Origin of the sequence: Nonomuraea sp. N2-4H, assembly GCF_045291505.1 — a bacterium.
Taxonomy (GTDB): domain Bacteria; phylum Actinomycetota; class Actinomycetes; order Streptosporangiales; family Streptosporangiaceae; genus Nonomuraea; species Nonomuraea fastidiosa.
The window spans coordinates 8,611,226-8,627,614 of record NZ_CP147987.1 but is presented as its reverse complement, the minus strand read 5'-3'; the positions used below and the strand labels follow the sequence as shown (position 1 = coordinate 8,627,614).

General features: G+C 70.7%; 13 protein-coding genes. 5 read left to right on the top strand and 8 right to left on the bottom strand.

Going from position 1 to position 16,389, the window contains the following annotated elements; all coding sequences use genetic code 11:
• Positions 1-4: 4 nt before the first annotated feature.
• Both WBK31_RS39930 and WBK31_RS39925 read right to left on the bottom strand, forming a co-directional pair.
• A complete protein-coding gene (locus WBK31_RS39930; RefSeq protein ID WP_364069595.1) occupies positions 5-1,483 on the bottom strand; it encodes a CYTH and CHAD domain-containing protein in 1,479 nt (492 codons plus the stop codon).
• Positions 1,484-1,550: 67 nt separating this feature from the next.
• Positions 1,551-2,321, bottom strand: coding sequence for a trans-aconitate 2-methyltransferase (locus WBK31_RS39925; RefSeq protein WP_364069593.1), 771 nt, complete (start codon positions 2,319-2,321; stop codon positions 1,551-1,553).
• A gap of 57 nt (positions 2,322-2,378) precedes the next feature.
• On the opposite strand from WBK31_RS39925, the gene WBK31_RS39920 reads away from it, so the two are divergent.
• Positions 2,379-2,885 (top strand): MarR family transcriptional regulator, encoded by a 507-nt coding sequence (locus tag WBK31_RS39920; protein WP_364069591.1) that lies wholly within the window; start codon positions 2,379-2,381, stop codon positions 2,883-2,885.
• Positions 2,886-3,226: 341 nt separating this feature from the next.
• Here WBK31_RS39920 and WBK31_RS39915 read toward each other — a convergent pair whose 3' ends face one another.
• Together WBK31_RS39915 and WBK31_RS39910 are read right to left on the bottom strand one after the other, a co-directional pair.
• A complete protein-coding gene (locus tag WBK31_RS39915; protein WP_378785283.1) occupies positions 3,227-5,053 on the bottom strand; it encodes an ABC-F family ATP-binding cassette domain-containing protein in 1,827 nt (608 codons plus the stop codon).
• 557 nt (positions 5,054-5,610) lie between these two features.
• Entirely contained in the window at positions 5,611-6,513 is a 903-nt protein-coding gene (locus WBK31_RS39910) for a 4-(cytidine 5'-diphospho)-2-C-methyl-D-erythritol kinase (RefSeq protein WP_364069587.1), read from the bottom strand.
• Between the two features lie 261 nt (positions 6,514-6,774).
• On the opposite strand from WBK31_RS39910, the gene WBK31_RS39905 reads away from it, so the two are divergent.
• Positions 6,775-8,436: an arginase family protein gene (locus WBK31_RS39905; protein WP_406674091.1), complete on the top strand. Its 1,662-nt coding sequence runs from the start codon at positions 6,775-6,777 to the stop codon at positions 8,434-8,436.
• Between the two features lie 356 nt (positions 8,437-8,792).
• Here the strand turns inward: WBK31_RS39905 and WBK31_RS39900 are convergent, their stop codons facing one another.
• Positions 8,793-9,326 (bottom strand): NlpC/P60 family protein, encoded by a 534-nt coding sequence (locus WBK31_RS39900; RefSeq protein ID WP_378785286.1) that lies wholly within the window; start codon positions 9,324-9,326, stop codon positions 8,793-8,795.
• Positions 9,327-10,120: 794 nt separating this feature from the next.
• Complete coding sequence (gene rsmA / locus WBK31_RS39895; RefSeq protein WP_364069581.1) at positions 10,121-10,981, bottom strand: 16S rRNA (adenine(1518)-N(6)/adenine(1519)-N(6))-dimethyltransferase RsmA; 861 nt, start codon at positions 10,979-10,981, stop codon at positions 10,121-10,123.
• Positions 10,982-11,050: 69 nt separating this feature from the next.
• Between rsmA and WBK31_RS39890 the strand changes: the two genes are divergently transcribed.
• The 3 genes from WBK31_RS39890 (at position 11,051) to WBK31_RS39880 (ending at position 14,507) form a co-directional block, all read left to right on the top strand.
• Positions 11,051-12,619 carry a serine/threonine-protein kinase gene (locus tag WBK31_RS39890; protein WP_406674090.1) on the top strand — a complete coding sequence of 523 codons (1,569 nt, stop codon included), beginning with the start codon at positions 11,051-11,053 and terminating at the stop codon, positions 12,617-12,619.
• A 113-nt stretch (positions 12,620-12,732) separates the two neighbouring features.
• Entirely contained in the window at positions 12,733-13,215 is a 483-nt protein-coding gene (locus WBK31_RS39885; protein WP_406674089.1) for a hypothetical protein, read from the top strand.
• On the top strand, positions 13,212-14,507 hold the full coding sequence (locus tag WBK31_RS39880; RefSeq protein ID WP_406674088.1) for a hypothetical protein: 1,296 nt from the start codon (positions 13,212-13,214) through the stop codon (positions 14,505-14,507). The genes WBK31_RS39885 and WBK31_RS39880 overlap by 4 nt, the downstream gene beginning before the upstream one ends.
• A 19-nt stretch (positions 14,508-14,526) precedes the next feature.
• Here the strand turns inward: WBK31_RS39880 and WBK31_RS39875 are convergent, their stop codons facing one another.
• Both WBK31_RS39875 and WBK31_RS39870 read right to left on the bottom strand, forming a co-directional pair.
• Positions 14,527-15,441, bottom strand: coding sequence for a ubiquitin-like domain-containing protein (locus WBK31_RS39875; protein ID WP_364069575.1), 915 nt, complete (start codon positions 15,439-15,441; stop codon positions 14,527-14,529).
• An 82-nt stretch (positions 15,442-15,523) separates the two neighbouring features.
• Entirely contained in the window at positions 15,524-16,378 is an 855-nt protein-coding gene (locus tag WBK31_RS39870; protein WP_378785292.1) for a TatD family hydrolase, read from the bottom strand.
• Between the last annotated feature and the right edge of the window lie 11 nt (positions 16,379-16,389).

Below are 16,389 nucleotides of genomic sequence, written 5' to 3'. Positions count from 1 at the left end.
GCCGTTACAGGACGGCCTCGGCCGCCTTGCAGGTCTTCTTCCACACCTTGGGGAAGTCGGCGTGCGCGCGTTCGGCGGTGCCGCGTTCGAGGCCGATGAGCAGGCCGTACGTGAAGGTGTCCTGGCCCGCATCGCGGGCGCTCGCCGCCTCCCTGGCCAGCAGCTCCTGCGCGACCACGCCGTCCTGGTAGGCGCCCAGCACCTCCTGGATGTCCTCCGCCAGCCCGGCCAGCGTGCCCATGTCGTCGCCGAGGATCGGCCGGAGCGCCTCTGCGGTGTAGCGGGCGCGCTTGGCCGCCTTGCGCACGTCGTGCATGGCGATCTCGCGGCGTTCGGGGTCGCCGATGGCCTGCGCGCGCTCGTACGCGGTGGTCACCCGCTCCCAACCGGCCCTGGCGAGGTCGCGCAGCTTCTCCTGGGCGGGCTTGGCCGCCGCCTTGCCCAGCTCCGGGGCGGCGAGCAGGGCGTCCAGGGCGTCGAGGAGGCGGTAGTAGCGCTCGCCGCTGAGCTCCTCCTTGATCCGCTCGTACGCCTGCCGCTCGCGTTCCAGCAGGTCGGCGCCGAGCCGGGTCTCGACGTCGCCGACGATCAGCTCGGGCTCCAGGCCCTTGAGCGCGTTGGTGAACCTGGCCCTGATCACCTCCAGGTCGCGGGCCTCGCCGAGGACGTTGCCCAGCCGGCGCAGCTCCTCCTGCACCCCACGCGTGCCGGTCACGACGGTCTTGAACGCCTTGAGCGCGCTGCGCAGCCTGCGGGCGGCCACCCGCATCTGGTGCACGGCGTCCTCCTCGGCGCGGCGCACCCTCGGATCCTGCGCCAGCAGGGCCTGCACCTGCTCGGCCAGGTAGGCCATCACCACCTCGCCCGCGCTGCCCGGCTTCGTGGCGGCGATGGCCGGCGGCGCGGGCTCAAGCAGTTTGGCCAGCTTGTTGCCTGCCTGCGACGGTACGGCTCCGGCCGCGCGCAGCCGCTTGCCGACCTTCTTCAGCAGCTTCTGGGTGCCGCCTTCGAGCAGCTCGGCCTCCACCTCGCGCCAGCGCACCACCCTCGGCTCATCGCCGAACACGGTGCCCTTGACCCGGTCGTCGGCGATCTCCACCAGATCGGTGCCGTCCTCGCGCAGCACGGTGACGCTCCTGCGGGTCTCCAGCTCGGCCACGGCCACCAGCTCGGCGCCGCGGGTGTAGGCGCGGACGAGCTCGGCCAGCTCGGCGGGGACGATCTTGGTGCTGCGGGTGAGCGGGTGGGTGATCTCCTGGCGTACGCCCTTGGCCTTGGGCAGCTTGAGGTGCCAGCCGGCGTCGTCACCGCCGCGCCGCCTTCTGAGCGTCACGCCGCGCGCGGCCAGGCGCAGATCGGGGGTGTCGTAGTACAGGGCCACGAGCCGGAAACTCCTCGGCCCGGTCACCTCGGCCAGGCTGCTGAGGTCCGGGAGCTCATAGTCCGCCGGGACGTCGAACTTGTCCTCGATCTCGATGCCCACTGCACCTCGCAAGAGTCCTGATTCGGACCATGATGCCACCCGAAGCGGCACCTCAGAAGATGGGCCGCTACTTCTGGACCACGACGAAAATGCGCCGGAACGGGAAGGGCGTCCCGTAGCTCCTCGCCGGGTACGCCTCGGCGAGCAGCTTGCCCAGGTCGTTCTTGAACCGCCGCTGGTCGTCCTGGTCGAGCCGGTCGAAGATCGGGCGTAGCGCCGTGCCGGAGACCCACTCGAGCACCGGGTTCTCTCCTTGGAGGATGTGCACGTACGTGGTCTCCCAGGCGTCAACCTGCGAGCCGCCCTGGTTGAGCAGGTCGACGTACTCCAGGGGCTCGCTCACCGGCGTGCCCCGTGTGTAGCCGCCGAGCTTGTCGGACCAGGCGCGGGAGTTGCACAGCTCGCGGATGGCCACATGGCTGGGCGCGTCGAAGTTGCCCGGCACCTGGAAGGCCAGCCAGCCGCCCGGGGCCAGCTCCTCCATCCAGTGCTCCAGCACGGAGTGGTGGTCGGGCACCCACTGCAGCAGCGCGTTCGAAATGATCACGTCGACGGGCCGGTCAGGGCGCCAGGTGGCGGCGTCGGCGACCTGGAACCTGACCTTCGACTCCAGCTTCCTGGCCTTGCCGATCATGGCCGGGGAGGAGTCGAAGCCCTCGATCGTCGCATTGGGCCAGCGATTGGCCAGCTCGACGGTGAGTTCACCGCTGCCGCAGCCCATGTCCACGACATAATCGGGCTCTACCGCCCCCACCCTTGAGATGAGCTCGATGAACGGCCGCGACCGCTCGTCCGCGTAGACGGCGTACGTCACAGGGTCCCAGATATCTCTCGACATGAAGATAATTGATATCGAGAGGGATATCTCGATGTCAAGACAGTACACTTGTGTGTCATGACGGAAGATGCTAGGGACGAGGTCGATCGCCTCGTCGCGGCTTGGCGGACGGAGCGCCCCGATCTCGACGTTGAGCCGCTCCAGGTGCTCTCTAGGGTGTCACGACTGGCCAAGCATCTCGACCGTGCGCGGCGCGCGGCGTTCGCCGAGCACGATCTGGAGCCGTGGGAGTTCGACGTGCTGACGGCGCTGCGCCGGGCCGGAAAGCCCTACGAGCTCAGTCCCGGTGCCCTGCTCAGAGCCACGCTCGTGACCTCGGGCACCATGACCAACCGCATCGACCGCCTCGCCCAGGCCGGGCTCGTCCGCCGGCGGCCCGACCCCGAAGACCGGCGTGGCGTGCTCGTCTCCCTCACCGAGACGGGGCTGGCGCGGGTGGACGCCGCATTCGCCGACCTTTTGCGGAGGGAGCGGGAGCTGCTGTCCAGCCTCGGCCCCGCCGATCAGCGCACCCTCGCCGACCTCCTCCGCACCCTCCTCACCCCCTTCGACTCCCCTCTCTGACCCACCACGCACGCCTTCGATCCACTCCCGGCCTTCGCGGGTACGGCCGACAAGCCCCGCAGGCGATCCCCCATGCCTTTCGTGAGGGCGCCCGACGAGCCCCGAACGACCCCCCTACGCCCTTCGCGGGGACGACCGCCCAGTTCCCGACCGACGATCCCCACACCACACGCGAAGGCGACCGACGAACACCACCGCGATCCCTTTCGCCCTTCGCAGGGCGACCGACGAGCCCCGCCGGCCCACACCTCCCGCGGAAACGAGAACGGCCCCGATCCGATGCGGGATCGGGGCCGTTCGCAGCCTCCAGGCGGTCCCAGCGGGCCCACCTGGCGAGCCGGTCACTCGCCCAGGCGGTCGGCGACTTCGAGCCACTCGGCCTCGATCGCGTCCTTCTGGGCCGTGATCTCGCGGAGCTGAGCGTCGAGTTCGCCCAGCTTGGCGTAGTCGCTGGCCGCCTCCGCCATGGCCGCGTGCAGCTTGGCCTCCTGGTCGCTCAGCTTGTCGAGCTGACGTTCCAGGCGGTTGAGCTCCTTGCGAAGCTCGCGCTCCTCCTTGGCCGACAACCCGCTGGGCGTGCTCGGCGCGCTGGACGCGCTCGGCTGCGCGGCGGCGGCAGGCTCGGACGCGGCAGGCGCGGCGCCCACGCCGAGGCGGGCGGTCACGGCCGTGCCGGCGGCGCGGCGTTCGAGATATTCGTCCACCCCGCCGGGCAGCAGCGACAGCTTGCCGTCGCCCAGCAGCGCCACGCACTTGTCGGTGACCCGCTCGAGGAAGTAGCGGTCGTGGCTCACCAGGATCAGCGTGCCCGGCCAGCCGTCCAGCAGGTCTTCGAGCTCGTTGAGCGTCTCGATGTCGAGGTCGTTGGTGGGCTCGTCGAGCAGCAGCACGTTGGGGTCGTCCATGAGCAGCCGCAGCAACTGCAGCCGCCGCCGCTCGCCGCCGGACAGGTCGCCGACCACCTTCCACTGCGCCTCGCCGCGGAAGCCGAGGCGTTCGAGCAGCTGGGAGGCGGTCCACTCGCGCTTGCCGACCTTGAGGTACTTGCGGATCTCCTCCACCGACTCCAGCACCCGCCGCGTGGGGTCGAGCTCGCCCAGCTCCTGCGACAGATGCGCGAGGCGTACGGTCTTGCCCCTGATCACCCGGCCGGAGTCGGGCTTGATCGTGTCGGCAAGCAGGCGCAGCACCGACGACTTGCCCGACCCGTTCACCCCGATCAGCCCGATGCGGTCGCCGGGGCCGAACTGCCAGGTGAGGCGGTCGAGCACCAGCGGACCCGTGCCGGGGCCGCCGGCGTGGAGGGTGACGTCTTCGAGGTCGTACACCGTCTTGCCGAGCCTGGCCGCGGCGAAGCGCATCAGCTCGACGGTCTCGCGGGGCGGCGGCTCGTTCGCGATCAGCGCCTGGGCGGCCTCAACGCGGAACTTCGGCTTGGACGTACGGGCGGGCGGGCCGCGCCGCAGCCAGGCGATCTCCTTGCGCATGAGGTTCTGACGGCGCTCCTCGGCGGCCTGGGCGATGCGGGCCCGCTCGGCCTTCGCCAGGACGTACGCCGCGTAGCCGCCCTCGTAGCGCTCCACCCGGCCGTCCACGACCTCCCACGTACGGGTCGAGACCGCGTCGAGGAACCACCGGTCGTGCGTGACGACCACCAGCGCGCTCTTGCGGCCGGCCAGGTGCCCGGCCAGCCACGCGATGGCCTCGATGTCGAGGTGGTTGGTGGGCTCGTCGAGCATGATCAGGTCGTGGTCGTCGATGAGCAGCTTGGCCAGCGCCGTACGCCTGCGCTCACCGCCCGACAGGTCGCCCGCCTTGGCGTCGAGGTCGAGGTCGCCGATCAGGTTGGCGAGGATCTCACGTACGCGCTGGTCGCCCGCCCACTCGTGCTCCGCCAGCCCGCCGAGCACCGTCTCGCGCACGGTGAGCGTGGGATCGAGGGCGTCCTGCTGCGTCAGGAACCCCACCCGCAGGCCGCGGCTGTGGGTGACGCGGCCGCTGTCGGGGCGTAGCGTGCCCGATAGCACGGACAGCAGCGTCGTCTTGCCGCCTCCGTTACGCCCGACGACACCGATGCGGTCGCCTTCCTCGACACCGAGGGAGACGTCGGTGAGGAGCGGCTTGGGGCCGTAGGCGTGGGAGACCGACTCGAGATTGACCAGATTCATGGCCTTCCCAGGGTATCGGCTCCCCACGTCCCGCCCGCCCGCGCTGCCACCGCCGATGAGGCGCTCGAGAGCCGCCGAGAACCCTGCTTGGACAACCCGCCCAGACCCCCCAGGCCGCGCTTGAAGAACCCCGCCCAGACCCGCCCAGGTCACGCATGGAGAACCACCTAGACCCGCCCAGGCCACGCATAGAGAACCCGCCCAGAGACCCGCGCAGGCCGCGCATGGACGTGCGACCAAGCCCGCCTCACCAGCCGATCAAGATCGCCCCACGAGAGCTCATCGGAGTTCCCGGCTCCGGGGCGATCGCGCGAGGAGCGCGCCCCGGGCGGCTGCACCAAGATCGCTCCCGGATGCCCCTTCGACCACGCTGAACGCCCGAAGACCGAGAGCACGCGGCCCTTGGAACCGAACCTCAGCACACCCGAAGATCGACGCTAGCCCCTGAGACCAGCCCCCGGAACGAACCCCAAGCGCCCGCGACCGGGTTCAAGACCGGCCCCCCTTGAAACCGACCTTCGCCTCCGAGCACGCCCGGCTTCCCGGAAGCCGCAGACTCAGATCACGGTGGCGCCCTGGACCGGGCCGTGGGCGGCGACGGCCGTGTGGGCGGCGCCCGTGGCGGTGAGGCTCTCGGCCAGGTCGCGGGCGTGGGTGGCGTCGATGGCGAGGAACGCGCAGGTCGGCCCCGACCCGGAGACGATCGCCCCGAGTGCGCCGTGCTGGCGGCCGGAGTCGAGGGTCGGGCCGAGCTCGGGGCGGAGGTTGAGTGCGGCGGGCTGGAGGTCGTTGCTGAGGTGGGCGCCGAGTGCGTACGCGTCGCCGGTGCCGAGCGCCTCCATCAGGGAGTCGTTGAGCGTCGGCCACGGCACCTCGGCGTTGGACTCCGCTCGGAGGCGGTCGCACTCGGCGTACACCTTGGCCGTCGACAGACCGCCGTTGGCCAGGGCGAACACCCAGTGGAAGGTGCCCCCGGTGGGCAGCTCGCTCAGCTGCTCGCCGCGCCCGGTGCCGACCGCCGTACCGCCGATGAGCGAGAACGGAACGTCGCTGCCCAGGTCGCCGGCGATCTCCATGAGGTCGTCCATGGGCAGCCCCAGACCCCACAGCTCGTTGCAGGCCACGAGCGCGCCGGCCGCGTCGGCGCTGCCGCCCGCCATGCCGCCCGCGACCGGGATGTTCTTGTGGATGATCAGCTCGGCGCCGTAGCTCCGTCCGGCGTGCTTGGCGAGAGCGCGAGCGGCCCGGATGGCGAGGTTGCTGTCGTCGATCGGCACCTGGTCGGACCACTTCCCGTTCACCTGAACGGTGATCCCCTCGGCCTCCTTCGCCACCACCTCATCGAAGATCGACACGGCGTGGAAGACGTTGACCAGGTCGTGGTAGCCATCTTCCCTGAGCGGGCCGACAGAAAGCTGCACGTTGACCTTCGCGGGCACACGTACGGTCACCGAACTCATCGATCTTCTGCCACTCTCACTACTTGCCGGGGTCAAGGACACTCGATGTTATCGGGGCGCGGAGCCCTGACATGCGGTTCTCGAAATATGACGCCAAGGTCTGCCGACTCCTCACCACGGAGAGTCAAGTTGGTCACCAAATGCCCCGAACCTCCGTGATGACAATGCGTGAACACATCGGACGACTTTTGCGGAGAAGGCGAGCCCCGAGCGAATTACGCAATGTGGGTCCGCCCCGCCCTCCTTACGGCGTTCTTCCCGATGAAGGTGGTGAACGACATGGTGACAGTGATCGAGGTGCCGCAGTGGCGGGGATCGGGCTCGCGCACCGCCGAACGCCTGAAGGAAGGGGCGCGGCTGCTCGCCGACATGGTGGGCGCCGAGCGTCGGGTACGGGTCGCGGTCGAGGACGACCTCGTCATCACAGCGTCACGGGTGCGCACCGCCCTTGAGCAAACGTCCGACGGCTTCGTGGTCACCACGGGCGGGGACTGCGGTGTCGAGCTGCAGCCGATCGCGGCGGCGCGGAGACGGTACGGGGACCGGCTGGTCGTGATCTGGTTCGACGCCCACGGCGACCTGAACACACCCGCCACCTCGCCCTCCGGCGCCTACCACGGCATGGTCCTGCGTGCCCTCACCGGTGACGGCCCCACCGGCCTGGTGGCCGGCGAGCCGCTGACGTCGCGGCAGATCGTCCTGGCCGGAGTACGCGATCTGGACGCCGGGGAGAAGGAGTTCATCGAGGGCGCGGGCGTGCCGCTCCTGCCGCCAGGCGCGGACGCGGAGGCCCTGATCGAAGCGATCGAATCCCGCCGTAAGGAACGCGCGTCGACCTCGCGCACGGACGCGAGCATCGCAACCTCGGGCACGGACGCGAGCATCGCAACGAGCGCCTCCCACGCGGCAGCGGCGGCATCGGACGACGACACCGTCGTGTACGTACACATCGACTTCGACGTGCTGGACCCGGAGATTTTCGCCAGCGTGGGATCGCCCGCGCCCGACGGACTGCGACCCGAAGAGCTACTGTCACTGGTGCGCGCCGTGGGCGAGCGGTTCAAGGTGGTCGGGCTGGGACTGATGGAGTACGAGCCGTCCCGCAAGGAAGACCAGGAGCTGCTGTCCTCTCTGGTGAGCGATCTGGTGCAGGCATGCACCCCCAAGCAGGCCGGCGAAGGCGCGGCTCCGCCAGGAGGCCAGCTGAAGGCGCGACTCTCCCGAGAGGCCCGGCCGCCCACAGACCACCACCTCACAGAGCGATCACACACGCCCGTCCGGCTGAAGGCGCGACGCTTCCGCGAGGCCGGCTGGAGACGCGACTTTCCCGCGAAGCCAGCTGGAGACGCGATTCTCCCGCGAGGCCGGCTGGAGACGCGCACACGGCGCCAGGCAGGCCTACGCTCCCCCGAACCGGGACTTGAATCACGCTCGGTGCGGCATCAGCGTGCACGCAGTCCTGGCCGGGTGAGATGGAACCTGAACGTCGGAGGTCTGCACTCGAACTCGGCGTACTGTGACCACCGGCGCCCGCCCCACATGCCTGGACCTGCAGCAAGGGTGACCGGGCCCCGGAACCTGGCCCACACCCAAGTGCTCGCGAACGTGAAAGCACACGAGGAGCGCGTCAATTCGCGGAGCGGGGGTCCGATGTACGCAGGCGTCAGGCCCGCCGACCGGATTCCGGGGCACGGAAACGTTGGACGCGCCGAGGCAGGGCCGCGATGTACGCGGACATCGGGCCCACCGACCGGACCCCGGAGCACGCAAACACTGAACACACCGGAACGGGACTGCGGTCCACGCGCACGTCGGGCCTACCGCGAGTCCCGGGGCACGACAACGCTGAACGCACCGAGGCGGGGCTGCGGTCCACGCCGGCATCGGGACGGCCAACCGGATATCGGAGCACGCCAACGCTGAACACACCGGAACTGGACTGCGGTCCACGCCGGCATCGGGACGGCCAACCGGATATCGGAGCACGCCAACGCTGAACACACCGGAACTGGACTGCGGTCCACGCCGGCATCGGGACGGCCAACCGGATCTCGGAGCACGCCAACGCTGAGCCCGCAGGGCGGGGGTGCGGTGCGGACGACCGGCGTCCGCGCACGCCACGCCTCGGTTTCGCACGCCCAGCGTCCGCGCACGCCCCACCCGGTTGCACATCGGAGGTCGGACGTCGGAGCTCGGAGCGTGGTACGAGTGCCGGAGGACTGCGGCGCGGACGCTGCGTAGTCGCGACGCTTGCGGGTACGGCCGAGCTGGTTGAGTTCTCAACCTGGACGGACGGCGCCTCGGAACGAAGATCGGTAGTAGGGAATGTTGAGGAAGCTTGTCTTCCTGACCACGTCGCCGGTCTTGGGGGCGTGGATCATGATGCCGCTGCCTAGGTAGAGGGCGACGTGGGTGGGCGCGCCGGTGCCGCCGCCGAAGAAGAGCAGGTCGCCGGTACGGCGGGCCGAGAGCGGGATGCGGCGGCCTTGGCGGAACTGGGCTCCCGTGTAGTGACTCAGCCGCACGCCGGCTCTGGACCAGGCGTAGAGGGTCAGGCCGCTGCAGTCGAAGCCTCTGGTTCTCGCGCCTCTGCCTATGCCGAACGTGGGGCCTTTGGGCGAGCCGCCGCCCCAGGAGAAGGCGACGCCTAGTTGGGTCAGGGCGGCTGCGGCGGCGATCTGTCCCTTCGTCATGGCCTTCTTCTTGCGAGCGGCTTCGGCGGGGGTGGTCATGGCTGTGAGGAGAACTGCGACGAACGCGATGAGCAGGGCGGGGCGGAGAGTGAACCAGAGGAAGACGGAGTTCTTGGTCATGGGTGCCTCCCAGGCTGAACGGGGGTGGGAGGCCAGGATCCGGTGCTGGGCGAGGGCGGGATCGTGCCGAGCACGGTTCTGTGGACCCGGGAGGACACGGGGAGGCTGGACCTGTGGAAATCCCCCGGTTATCGCCTGGTCATCGCCCTCCCTGTTCACCGCCGGGTCATCGCCCTGTTCACCGCCTGGTCATCGCCCTCCCTGTTCATCGCCTGGTCATCGCCTGGTTGAGGAGCCACGCTGCTGAGCAGCGCAGGCTCCTCTTCCGCTCAGGACCCTCGCGAGTCCGGGTCCTCGCACGTCCAGGGGTCTCTCCGGTTCAGGGTCCTCGCAGCTCCAGAGGTCTCGCGGGAACAGAGGTCTCGCGGGAACAGGGGTCTCGCGGGTCTAAGGACCTCGCAGCTCCACGGGTCTCGCAGGTTTAAGGACCTCGCAGATCCAGGGTCCGGCCGGTCCGGGGTTGGACCGGGTCTGGCAGGGTCTGGCCGGTCCGGGGTCTGACAAGGATCAGCCCTGGTGGTGAGCAGGTACGGGGCCGGCCGGGTCGAAGGTTCACGACCTGGCGGATCGCGGCAAGCCGCACGAATCACGCGAATGCGGGGTGGGGCCTGCACAAACCACGAATTGCGGAGAGGCAGAGCCCGCACCGAACTACGCGGATCGCGAAGGCGGAGCCCGCACGAACCACACCGATCGCGAAGGCGGAGCCCGCACGAACCACACCGATCGCAAAGAGGCGGAGCCCGCACGAACCACGCGGATCGGGGGTGCAGGCTCCCGGCCGTGCGAACCGGTCAGGGGCGGTGTTCGGCTATGCGGGCGAAGGCCTGGACGTCGAGTTGTTCGCCGCGCGCCGACGGGTCCACGCCGGCCGCCCTCAGCGTACGTTCCGCGTCGGCGGCGCTGCCGGCCCAGGTCGCCAGGGCGGCGCGGAGGGTCTTGCGGCGTTGGGCGAAGGCGGCGTCCACCACCTCGAAGACTTCCTCGCGGGTGGCCGTGGTGGGCGGCGGGTCGCGGCGGACCAGGGAGACCAGGCCGGAGTCGACGTTCGGTACGGGCCAGAAGACGCTGCGGCCGACAGGCCCGGCCCTGCGTACGTCGGCGTACCAGGCGGCCTTGACCGACGGCACGCCGTACACCTTCGAGCCCGGGCCTGCGGCGAGGCGGTCGGCCACCTCCGACTGCACCATGACCAGCCCCTTGCGCAGCGAGGGCAGCACCTCCAGCAGGTGCAGCACCACAGGGACGGCCACGTTGTACGGGAGGTTCGCCACGAGCGCGGTGGGCCGGTGGCCGGACAGGTCGCCGGGCGTGACCTTCATCGCGTCGGCGTTGACGACCGTGAGGTTGCCGGCATCGGCGCGCTCGGCGACCGTGATGGGGAGCTGGGCGGCGAGCACCGGGTCGATCTCGACGGCGACCACGTGGGCGGCCGACGGCAGCAGCGCGAGGGTCAGCGAGCCGAGGCCGGGACCGACCTCTATGACGACGTCGTCGGGTGAGAGGTCGGCGACGCGGACGATGCGCCGGACCGTTCCGGCATCGATCACGAAGTTCTGCCCGAGCTTCTTTGTCGGACGAAGATCTAGCTTGTCCGCCAAAATACGTATTTCTGCAGGGCCCAACAGCCTCATCATCCAACCAGTCTCCCGCATGAAGGACGTGCGATGGCGCGTGGGGAGATCAGAGGAGAGGATGGCGTGGAACAGGAAGGGACGTCCCTCATGGAGCCAACGGGCGCCGCGCCGCTCCGGCCGACCGACTTGCGGGAGATCGGGCCGTACCGGCTGCTGGGCCGCCTCGGCGAGGGCGGCATGGGGACCGTGTTCCTCGCCAAGGCCCCGACCGGGCGTTTCGTCGCGGTCAAGGTGGTGAAGGCGGCGTACGCCAATCAGGAGGGGTTCGCGGCACGCTTCCATGCCGAGGTGGAGAACGCCAGGCGGGTGGCGTCGTTCTGCACCGCCCAGGTGCTCGACAACGGCAACACCGCCGACGGCCGGCCCTACATGGTGACCGAGTACATCGCGGGCACTGCCCTGTCCGCGCAGATCGCGAACCATGGGGCGCTCGACCCCGGGCCGCTGCACGGCGTCGCGCTGGGCGTGGCGGCGGCGCTCGCGGCGATCCACGTGGCCGGGCTCGTGCACAGGGACCTCAAACCGGCGAACGTGATCCTGTCCATCTCCGGGCCGCGCGTGATCGACTTCGGGATCGCGCGGGCGCTCGATCGCGAGACGGGGTTCACGATGTCCGGCGAGCTGCTGGGCAGTCCGGGGTGGTGGGCTCCTGAGCAGGTACGCGGCGAGCCGGTCAGCCCGGCGGCCGACATCTTCGCCTGGGGCTGCCTGGTGGCTTATGCGGGGAACGGGCGGCACCCGTTCGGGCGTGGCGACCCCATCACGCTGGCGCACCGGGTGCTCAACACGCCGCCCGACCTGGGGGCGCTGCCCGCTCCGCTCAACGAACTCGTACGCCGGGCCACCTCCATGGACCCCTCCCTGCGGCCCAGCGCGCAGGACCTGCTGATCGCCTTGGTGGGCGGGAGCGCGCCTACGACTACGGCTGCGGCTCCCGCCGACCCGCCGACGCTGGTGGCCACCGAGATGCTGGGCGAGTGGGAGCCGCCCCAGAACGTCGTCGATGAGCCGGACATCACGGCCACTTTCACCACCCCGCCCCCGAGTGATGCGACGCGAGAGGATCCGGATGTCGCTCCAGGTGGCGGCTCGCGGCCGACCGTGCCGCCTGCGTCGTTCGGTGCCGCCGCTTCGGATCCCGTCCCGAAGGACGTGGCCGAGCAGGCGTCTATCGAGGAGCGGGCCCGTCAGGAGGAAGAGGCGGCCAGGCAGGAGCTCGCTCGCTGGAAGGTGCCCGGCCAGACCGGCTCTCCGCAGGAGGCGGGCCGGGTGCGGGGGCTGTTCCCGTTCGGGAAGCGGTCGCTGAAGGACGACGACTCGCCGGTACGGGACGATGCCGCGCCGTCTCAGCAGGGTGCCGGACAGGACGGCGGGCCGGCCCCACGTGGCGAGGGCGCGCCGGGCGGTGGGGCGCGCGGTGGCGGAGCCTTACCGGGTGCCGGCTCCCTACCGGGTGGGGGACGGTGCCGGGTGCCAGGTCTCTGCCGGGTAGCGGGTCCGTCCCAGGTGGCGGGTCCGTCCCAGGCGGCGGGTCCGTCCCAGGTGGCGGGTCCGTCCCAGGTGGCTCCGTCTCAGGCGGCGGGTCCGTCCCAGGCAGCGGGTCCGTGCTGGCCGGCGGGTCTGTGCCGGGTGCCGCGGGCGCGGGGCAGGAATTAGGTACGGATACGCAGCCGGGGACGCGGCCTCCGCTCACCCCCGTCGACGAGCCCGACACCCTCGGCGGCCCCCGTACACCGGGCACGCGCTGGCTCCTCGCCGCTGCGGCGGCCGTGGCGGCGATCGTCGTGACGGTGGCGGTGCTGATCGCGACGTCCGGGCGCAACACCGCCATCACCGCGAACCCCGGCGCCCCCTCCCAGGCGGCGGACAGCGAGCAGCCCAATGACGTGGGACGCAGGTTCGCCCTGGGCCCCGGCTTCGACGATCCGGTGGCGATCGTCCCGGAGGCGCCGCAGTGCGGGCTGCGGACGTACCAGGACATGACGGCGAGCAAGGGGCAGCTCTGCGTGATCCGCTGGACGGTGATCAACCCGAGCGGGACGCGGCGGGATCTGATCCAGCCCGTGGTGACGCTGGTGGACGATCGGGGCGCCGAGCACGACGCGGCGGCTCTCACGCTGCCCCCGGCCATCCCGCCGGGCGGACGGCTGGACAGCGCGTTCGTGTTCGACCTGGCCCCGTACCGCAAGCCGGTGAAGATGACGGCGACCATGCTCGAGAACGGGCGGCAGATCGAGGTGGCGCTGGGGTGATCAGGAAGGCTGTGCTGCTGCTGGTCATGCTGGTCGTGGCGGGTGTCCCTCTCGCCGGCTCGACGGCCGGCGCCCAGGCGACCGCCGTCAGTGAAGCCACCGTCCACACGACCGCCGTCCACACGACCGCCGTCCATGAAACAGCCCTCCGCACGACCGGCGGTGAACCCCCTGCCTGCGCCGGTGATGCCGACTTCGACGGCGACGGGGCGGGTGATGTGGTGGCCGGTGACCCGTTCGGGGACGGGCAGAAAGGGGCCGTGCACGTCCTATCAGCGGGCAAGGTCGTGCCGGTCTCGGTGCCGGGCGTGGCGAGGGGTGACGGGCTCGGCTGGTCGGTACGGCTGGCGCAGCTCAATGGTGACTCCTGCGCCGACCTGGTGATCGGCGCCCCGTACGCGGATGTGGACGGCGTGGAGGACGCCGGCGCGGTGTTCGTGGTCTACGGCGGCCGGGTCGCGTCCCCGCAGCGGCTGACCGCGACGCGCCCGCAGCGGTTCGCCCACTTCGGCTGGTCGCTGGCCGCCAAGGGCGACCTGGTGGCGATCGGCGCGCCGTACGAGGACGAAGGGGACCTCCAGGACACAGGCGCCGTGTACGTCCGCAAGGGCGCGGGCGAGCTACGCCGCATCAGCCAGGAGAGCGTGGACGTGCGGGGCAACAGCGAGGTGGGCGACCAGTTCGGCTGGTCGCTGGCGTTCGGCCCGAAGAACGCGCTGGTCGTCGGTGTCCCGTACGAGAACGACGACGGCCTGGGCCGCCAGGTCGAGGACGGGAAGATCGACTCGGGCTCGGTGGTGTTCATCGACGACGTGCTGGCGGCGAAGCTCACCTCGGAGAAGCTGGACTCCCCGACCGGCACCTCCGGCGACCGGTACGGCTACGCGGTCGCCTACTCCGAGGGCTCCGGGTACGCGATCGGCTCACCCGGCCCCGGGTACGTCGATCTGCTCGGCACGGACAGAAAGCCCCTGCGGCGGGTGACGCAGGAGGGCGAGCAGGCGTTCGGCTTCTCGCTGGCGGCCTCGACGGACGGGCGGCTGGCGATCGGCGCTCCTTACGGGGGCGGCGTTCGGGTGATTTCGTGGAAGAACGCGGCCGAGGATCGGCGGCTTGAGGACACGGAGGGGCTGTTCGGCTGGTCGGTGGCGTTCAGCGGCAACAGGCTGTACGTGGGTCAGCCGGACGCGCGGCCGTACGGGCGGGTCGCGGTGGCGGGCAGGAACGCCGAGACGTTCAAGCCGCTGCAACCGCCGAAAGGCGCCGACTTCGGCGTCAGCCTCGCCGGCTGAACCAGGTGCGCCGCAGCGGTCAGGTGCTGGGAAACAGGCGGTCGCCGCACGCCGGCCACACCCCCTGCCACCTCCCACCCACCTGCCGGTACAGCACCTGCGCCCGATAGGTCTGCTCCTCCTCCGGCCACTCCGACGGCAGCCCCATCCCGCCCACCGATTCCCAGACGGGCAGGCTGAACTGGTACATCCCGTAGTACGGCCCGTCCGGGTTGTACGCCTGCGGGTCGCCGCCGGACTCGCAGTCGGCCAGCGCCTCCCAGTCGAGCCGGGCCACGTCGCGCGGAATGGTCACGGTACGCGGCGGCGCGACCCTGATCACGGTCCCTTCCTTGGGAAAGCTGTCGAGCGGCGGATCGACCAGGTAGCCGCGCCGCACCCGGATGCCCTGCTGGCGGAGCACGCCGCGCACGGTCTTGGCGGTGGTCCGTGAGGTGCGCCGGGTGTTGCCGGTCATGACGTGCACTTTGCGCAGGGTGTAGAAGGTCAGCGCCATGCCTTCGAGCGGCACCTCGTACGCGGGCGGTGCGGACAGCCGCCCGGCGGCGGGGGTGAGGTCGAGCTCGGCGAGCGCGTCGCCGACGTTGGTGGCGGTGACGAGGTGCGTGCTGGTCCGGCCGTCGAGGGTCAGGGTGATGGGGCGGGCGCGGCGCACCTCGATGGTGGTTCCGTCGGAGACCTCTTGGTGCGCGGCGGGGCGTACGACGTCGCCGGAGCCGAGCCGTATGCCGGTGTCGTCGAGCACCTCGCCGACGGTGGCGGCCATGGCGTGCACGGGCCTGCGCTCGCCGTCCACGACCACCGTGACCTCTTTGACGAGGAGCGAGACGGTCACGAGCGTGCCGACGGCCAGCGCGCCGGCCGCGCAGACGACGGGCGTCCATGGGGAACGCCACGGGATGGGCGGACGGGGCGCACGCCTCTTTCCTCGCAACGGGCCACCTCCGATAACCGGAAACGGCCCGAACGCTAGCGAGAAATCGACGTCCGCCCGTGATGCCTTGCCCGAATCATGGTCACCACTCGCCGAAGACCGTGACTCCGTTGGCGCTGATCGCCTCGCACAACCGGTCGGGATGGACGTTCTTGACCTCGGCGAGGCAGCGCAGGGTGAGCGGGATGAGGTAGGGGGCGTTGGGCTTGCCGCGGTGCGGGACCGGCGGCAGGTAGGGGGCGTCGGTCTCGACCAGCATCAGCTCGGGCGGCGCGACCGCGGCGGCCTCGCGCAGGTAGTGGGCGTTCTTGTACGTCACAGGCCCGGAGAAGGACATGAAATATCCGGCCTCGGCGCACTTCTTGGCCATCTCGGCGTCCCCGGAGAAGCTGTGGAACACCACCACGTCCGGCGCGCCCTCGTCGGCCAGCACCTTCAGCACGTCGTCGTGCGCCTCGCGGTCGTGGATGACCAGCGCCTTGCCGGTGCGCTTGGCGATCTCGATGTGCGCGCGGAAGCTGGCGTGCTGGTCGTCCTTGCTCGCCCAGTCGCGGTAGTAGTCGAGGCCGGTCTCGCCGACCGCCCGCACCTCGGGCCGCCGGGCCAGCTCCTCGATCTCGGCGAGCGCCTCGGGGGTGGCGGCGTGGGCCTCGTTGGGGTGGATGGCCACCCCGGCGTACACGCCCTCCTGACCGGCCGCCGCGTCGGCGTTCCAGCGCGAGGAGGTCAGGTCGTAGCCGATGGTGACGAGCCGCGTCACGCCGACCGCGCGGGCGTCGGCGAGGATGCTGTGCACGCTGGCCTCGGCCGCCTGGGCGGCCTGCGCCACCGGGTCGCCCGATGACGCCTGCCGGTTGCCCACCATGATGTCGAGGTGGCAGTGGCTGTCGAACACGGGCGAGGAAAGCGGCTCTGGCGCGGCGGGAAGCTTGCTCACGGGATCTACGG

Coding starts and splice junctions, on each gene's coding strand:
- WBK31_RS39925 (WP_364069593.1), bottom strand. CDS start 2,321: ATGTCGAGAGATATCTGGGACCCTGTGACGTACGCCGTCTACGCGGAC.
- WBK31_RS39920 (WP_364069591.1), top strand. CDS start 2,379: ATGACGGAAGATGCTAGGGACGAGGTCGATCGCCTCGTCGCGGCTTGG.
- WBK31_RS39915 (WP_378785283.1), bottom strand. CDS start 5,053: ATGAATCTGGTCAATCTCGAGTCGGTCTCCCACGCCTACGGCCCCAAG.
- WBK31_RS39910 (WP_364069587.1), bottom strand. CDS start 6,513: ATGAGTTCGGTGACCGTACGTGTGCCCGCGAAGGTCAACGTGCAGCTT.
- WBK31_RS39905 (WP_406674091.1), top strand. CDS start 6,775: ATGAAGGTGGTGAACGACATGGTGACAGTGATCGAGGTGCCGCAGTGG.
- WBK31_RS39900 (WP_378785286.1), bottom strand. CDS start 9,326: ATGACCAAGAACTCCGTCTTCCTCTGGTTCACTCTCCGCCCCGCCCTG.
- rsmA (WP_364069581.1), bottom strand. CDS start 10,981: ATGCGGGAGACTGGTTGGATGATGAGGCTGTTGGGCCCTGCAGAAATA.
- WBK31_RS39890 (WP_406674090.1), top strand. CDS start 11,051: ATGGAGCCAACGGGCGCCGCGCCGCTCCGGCCGACCGACTTGCGGGAG.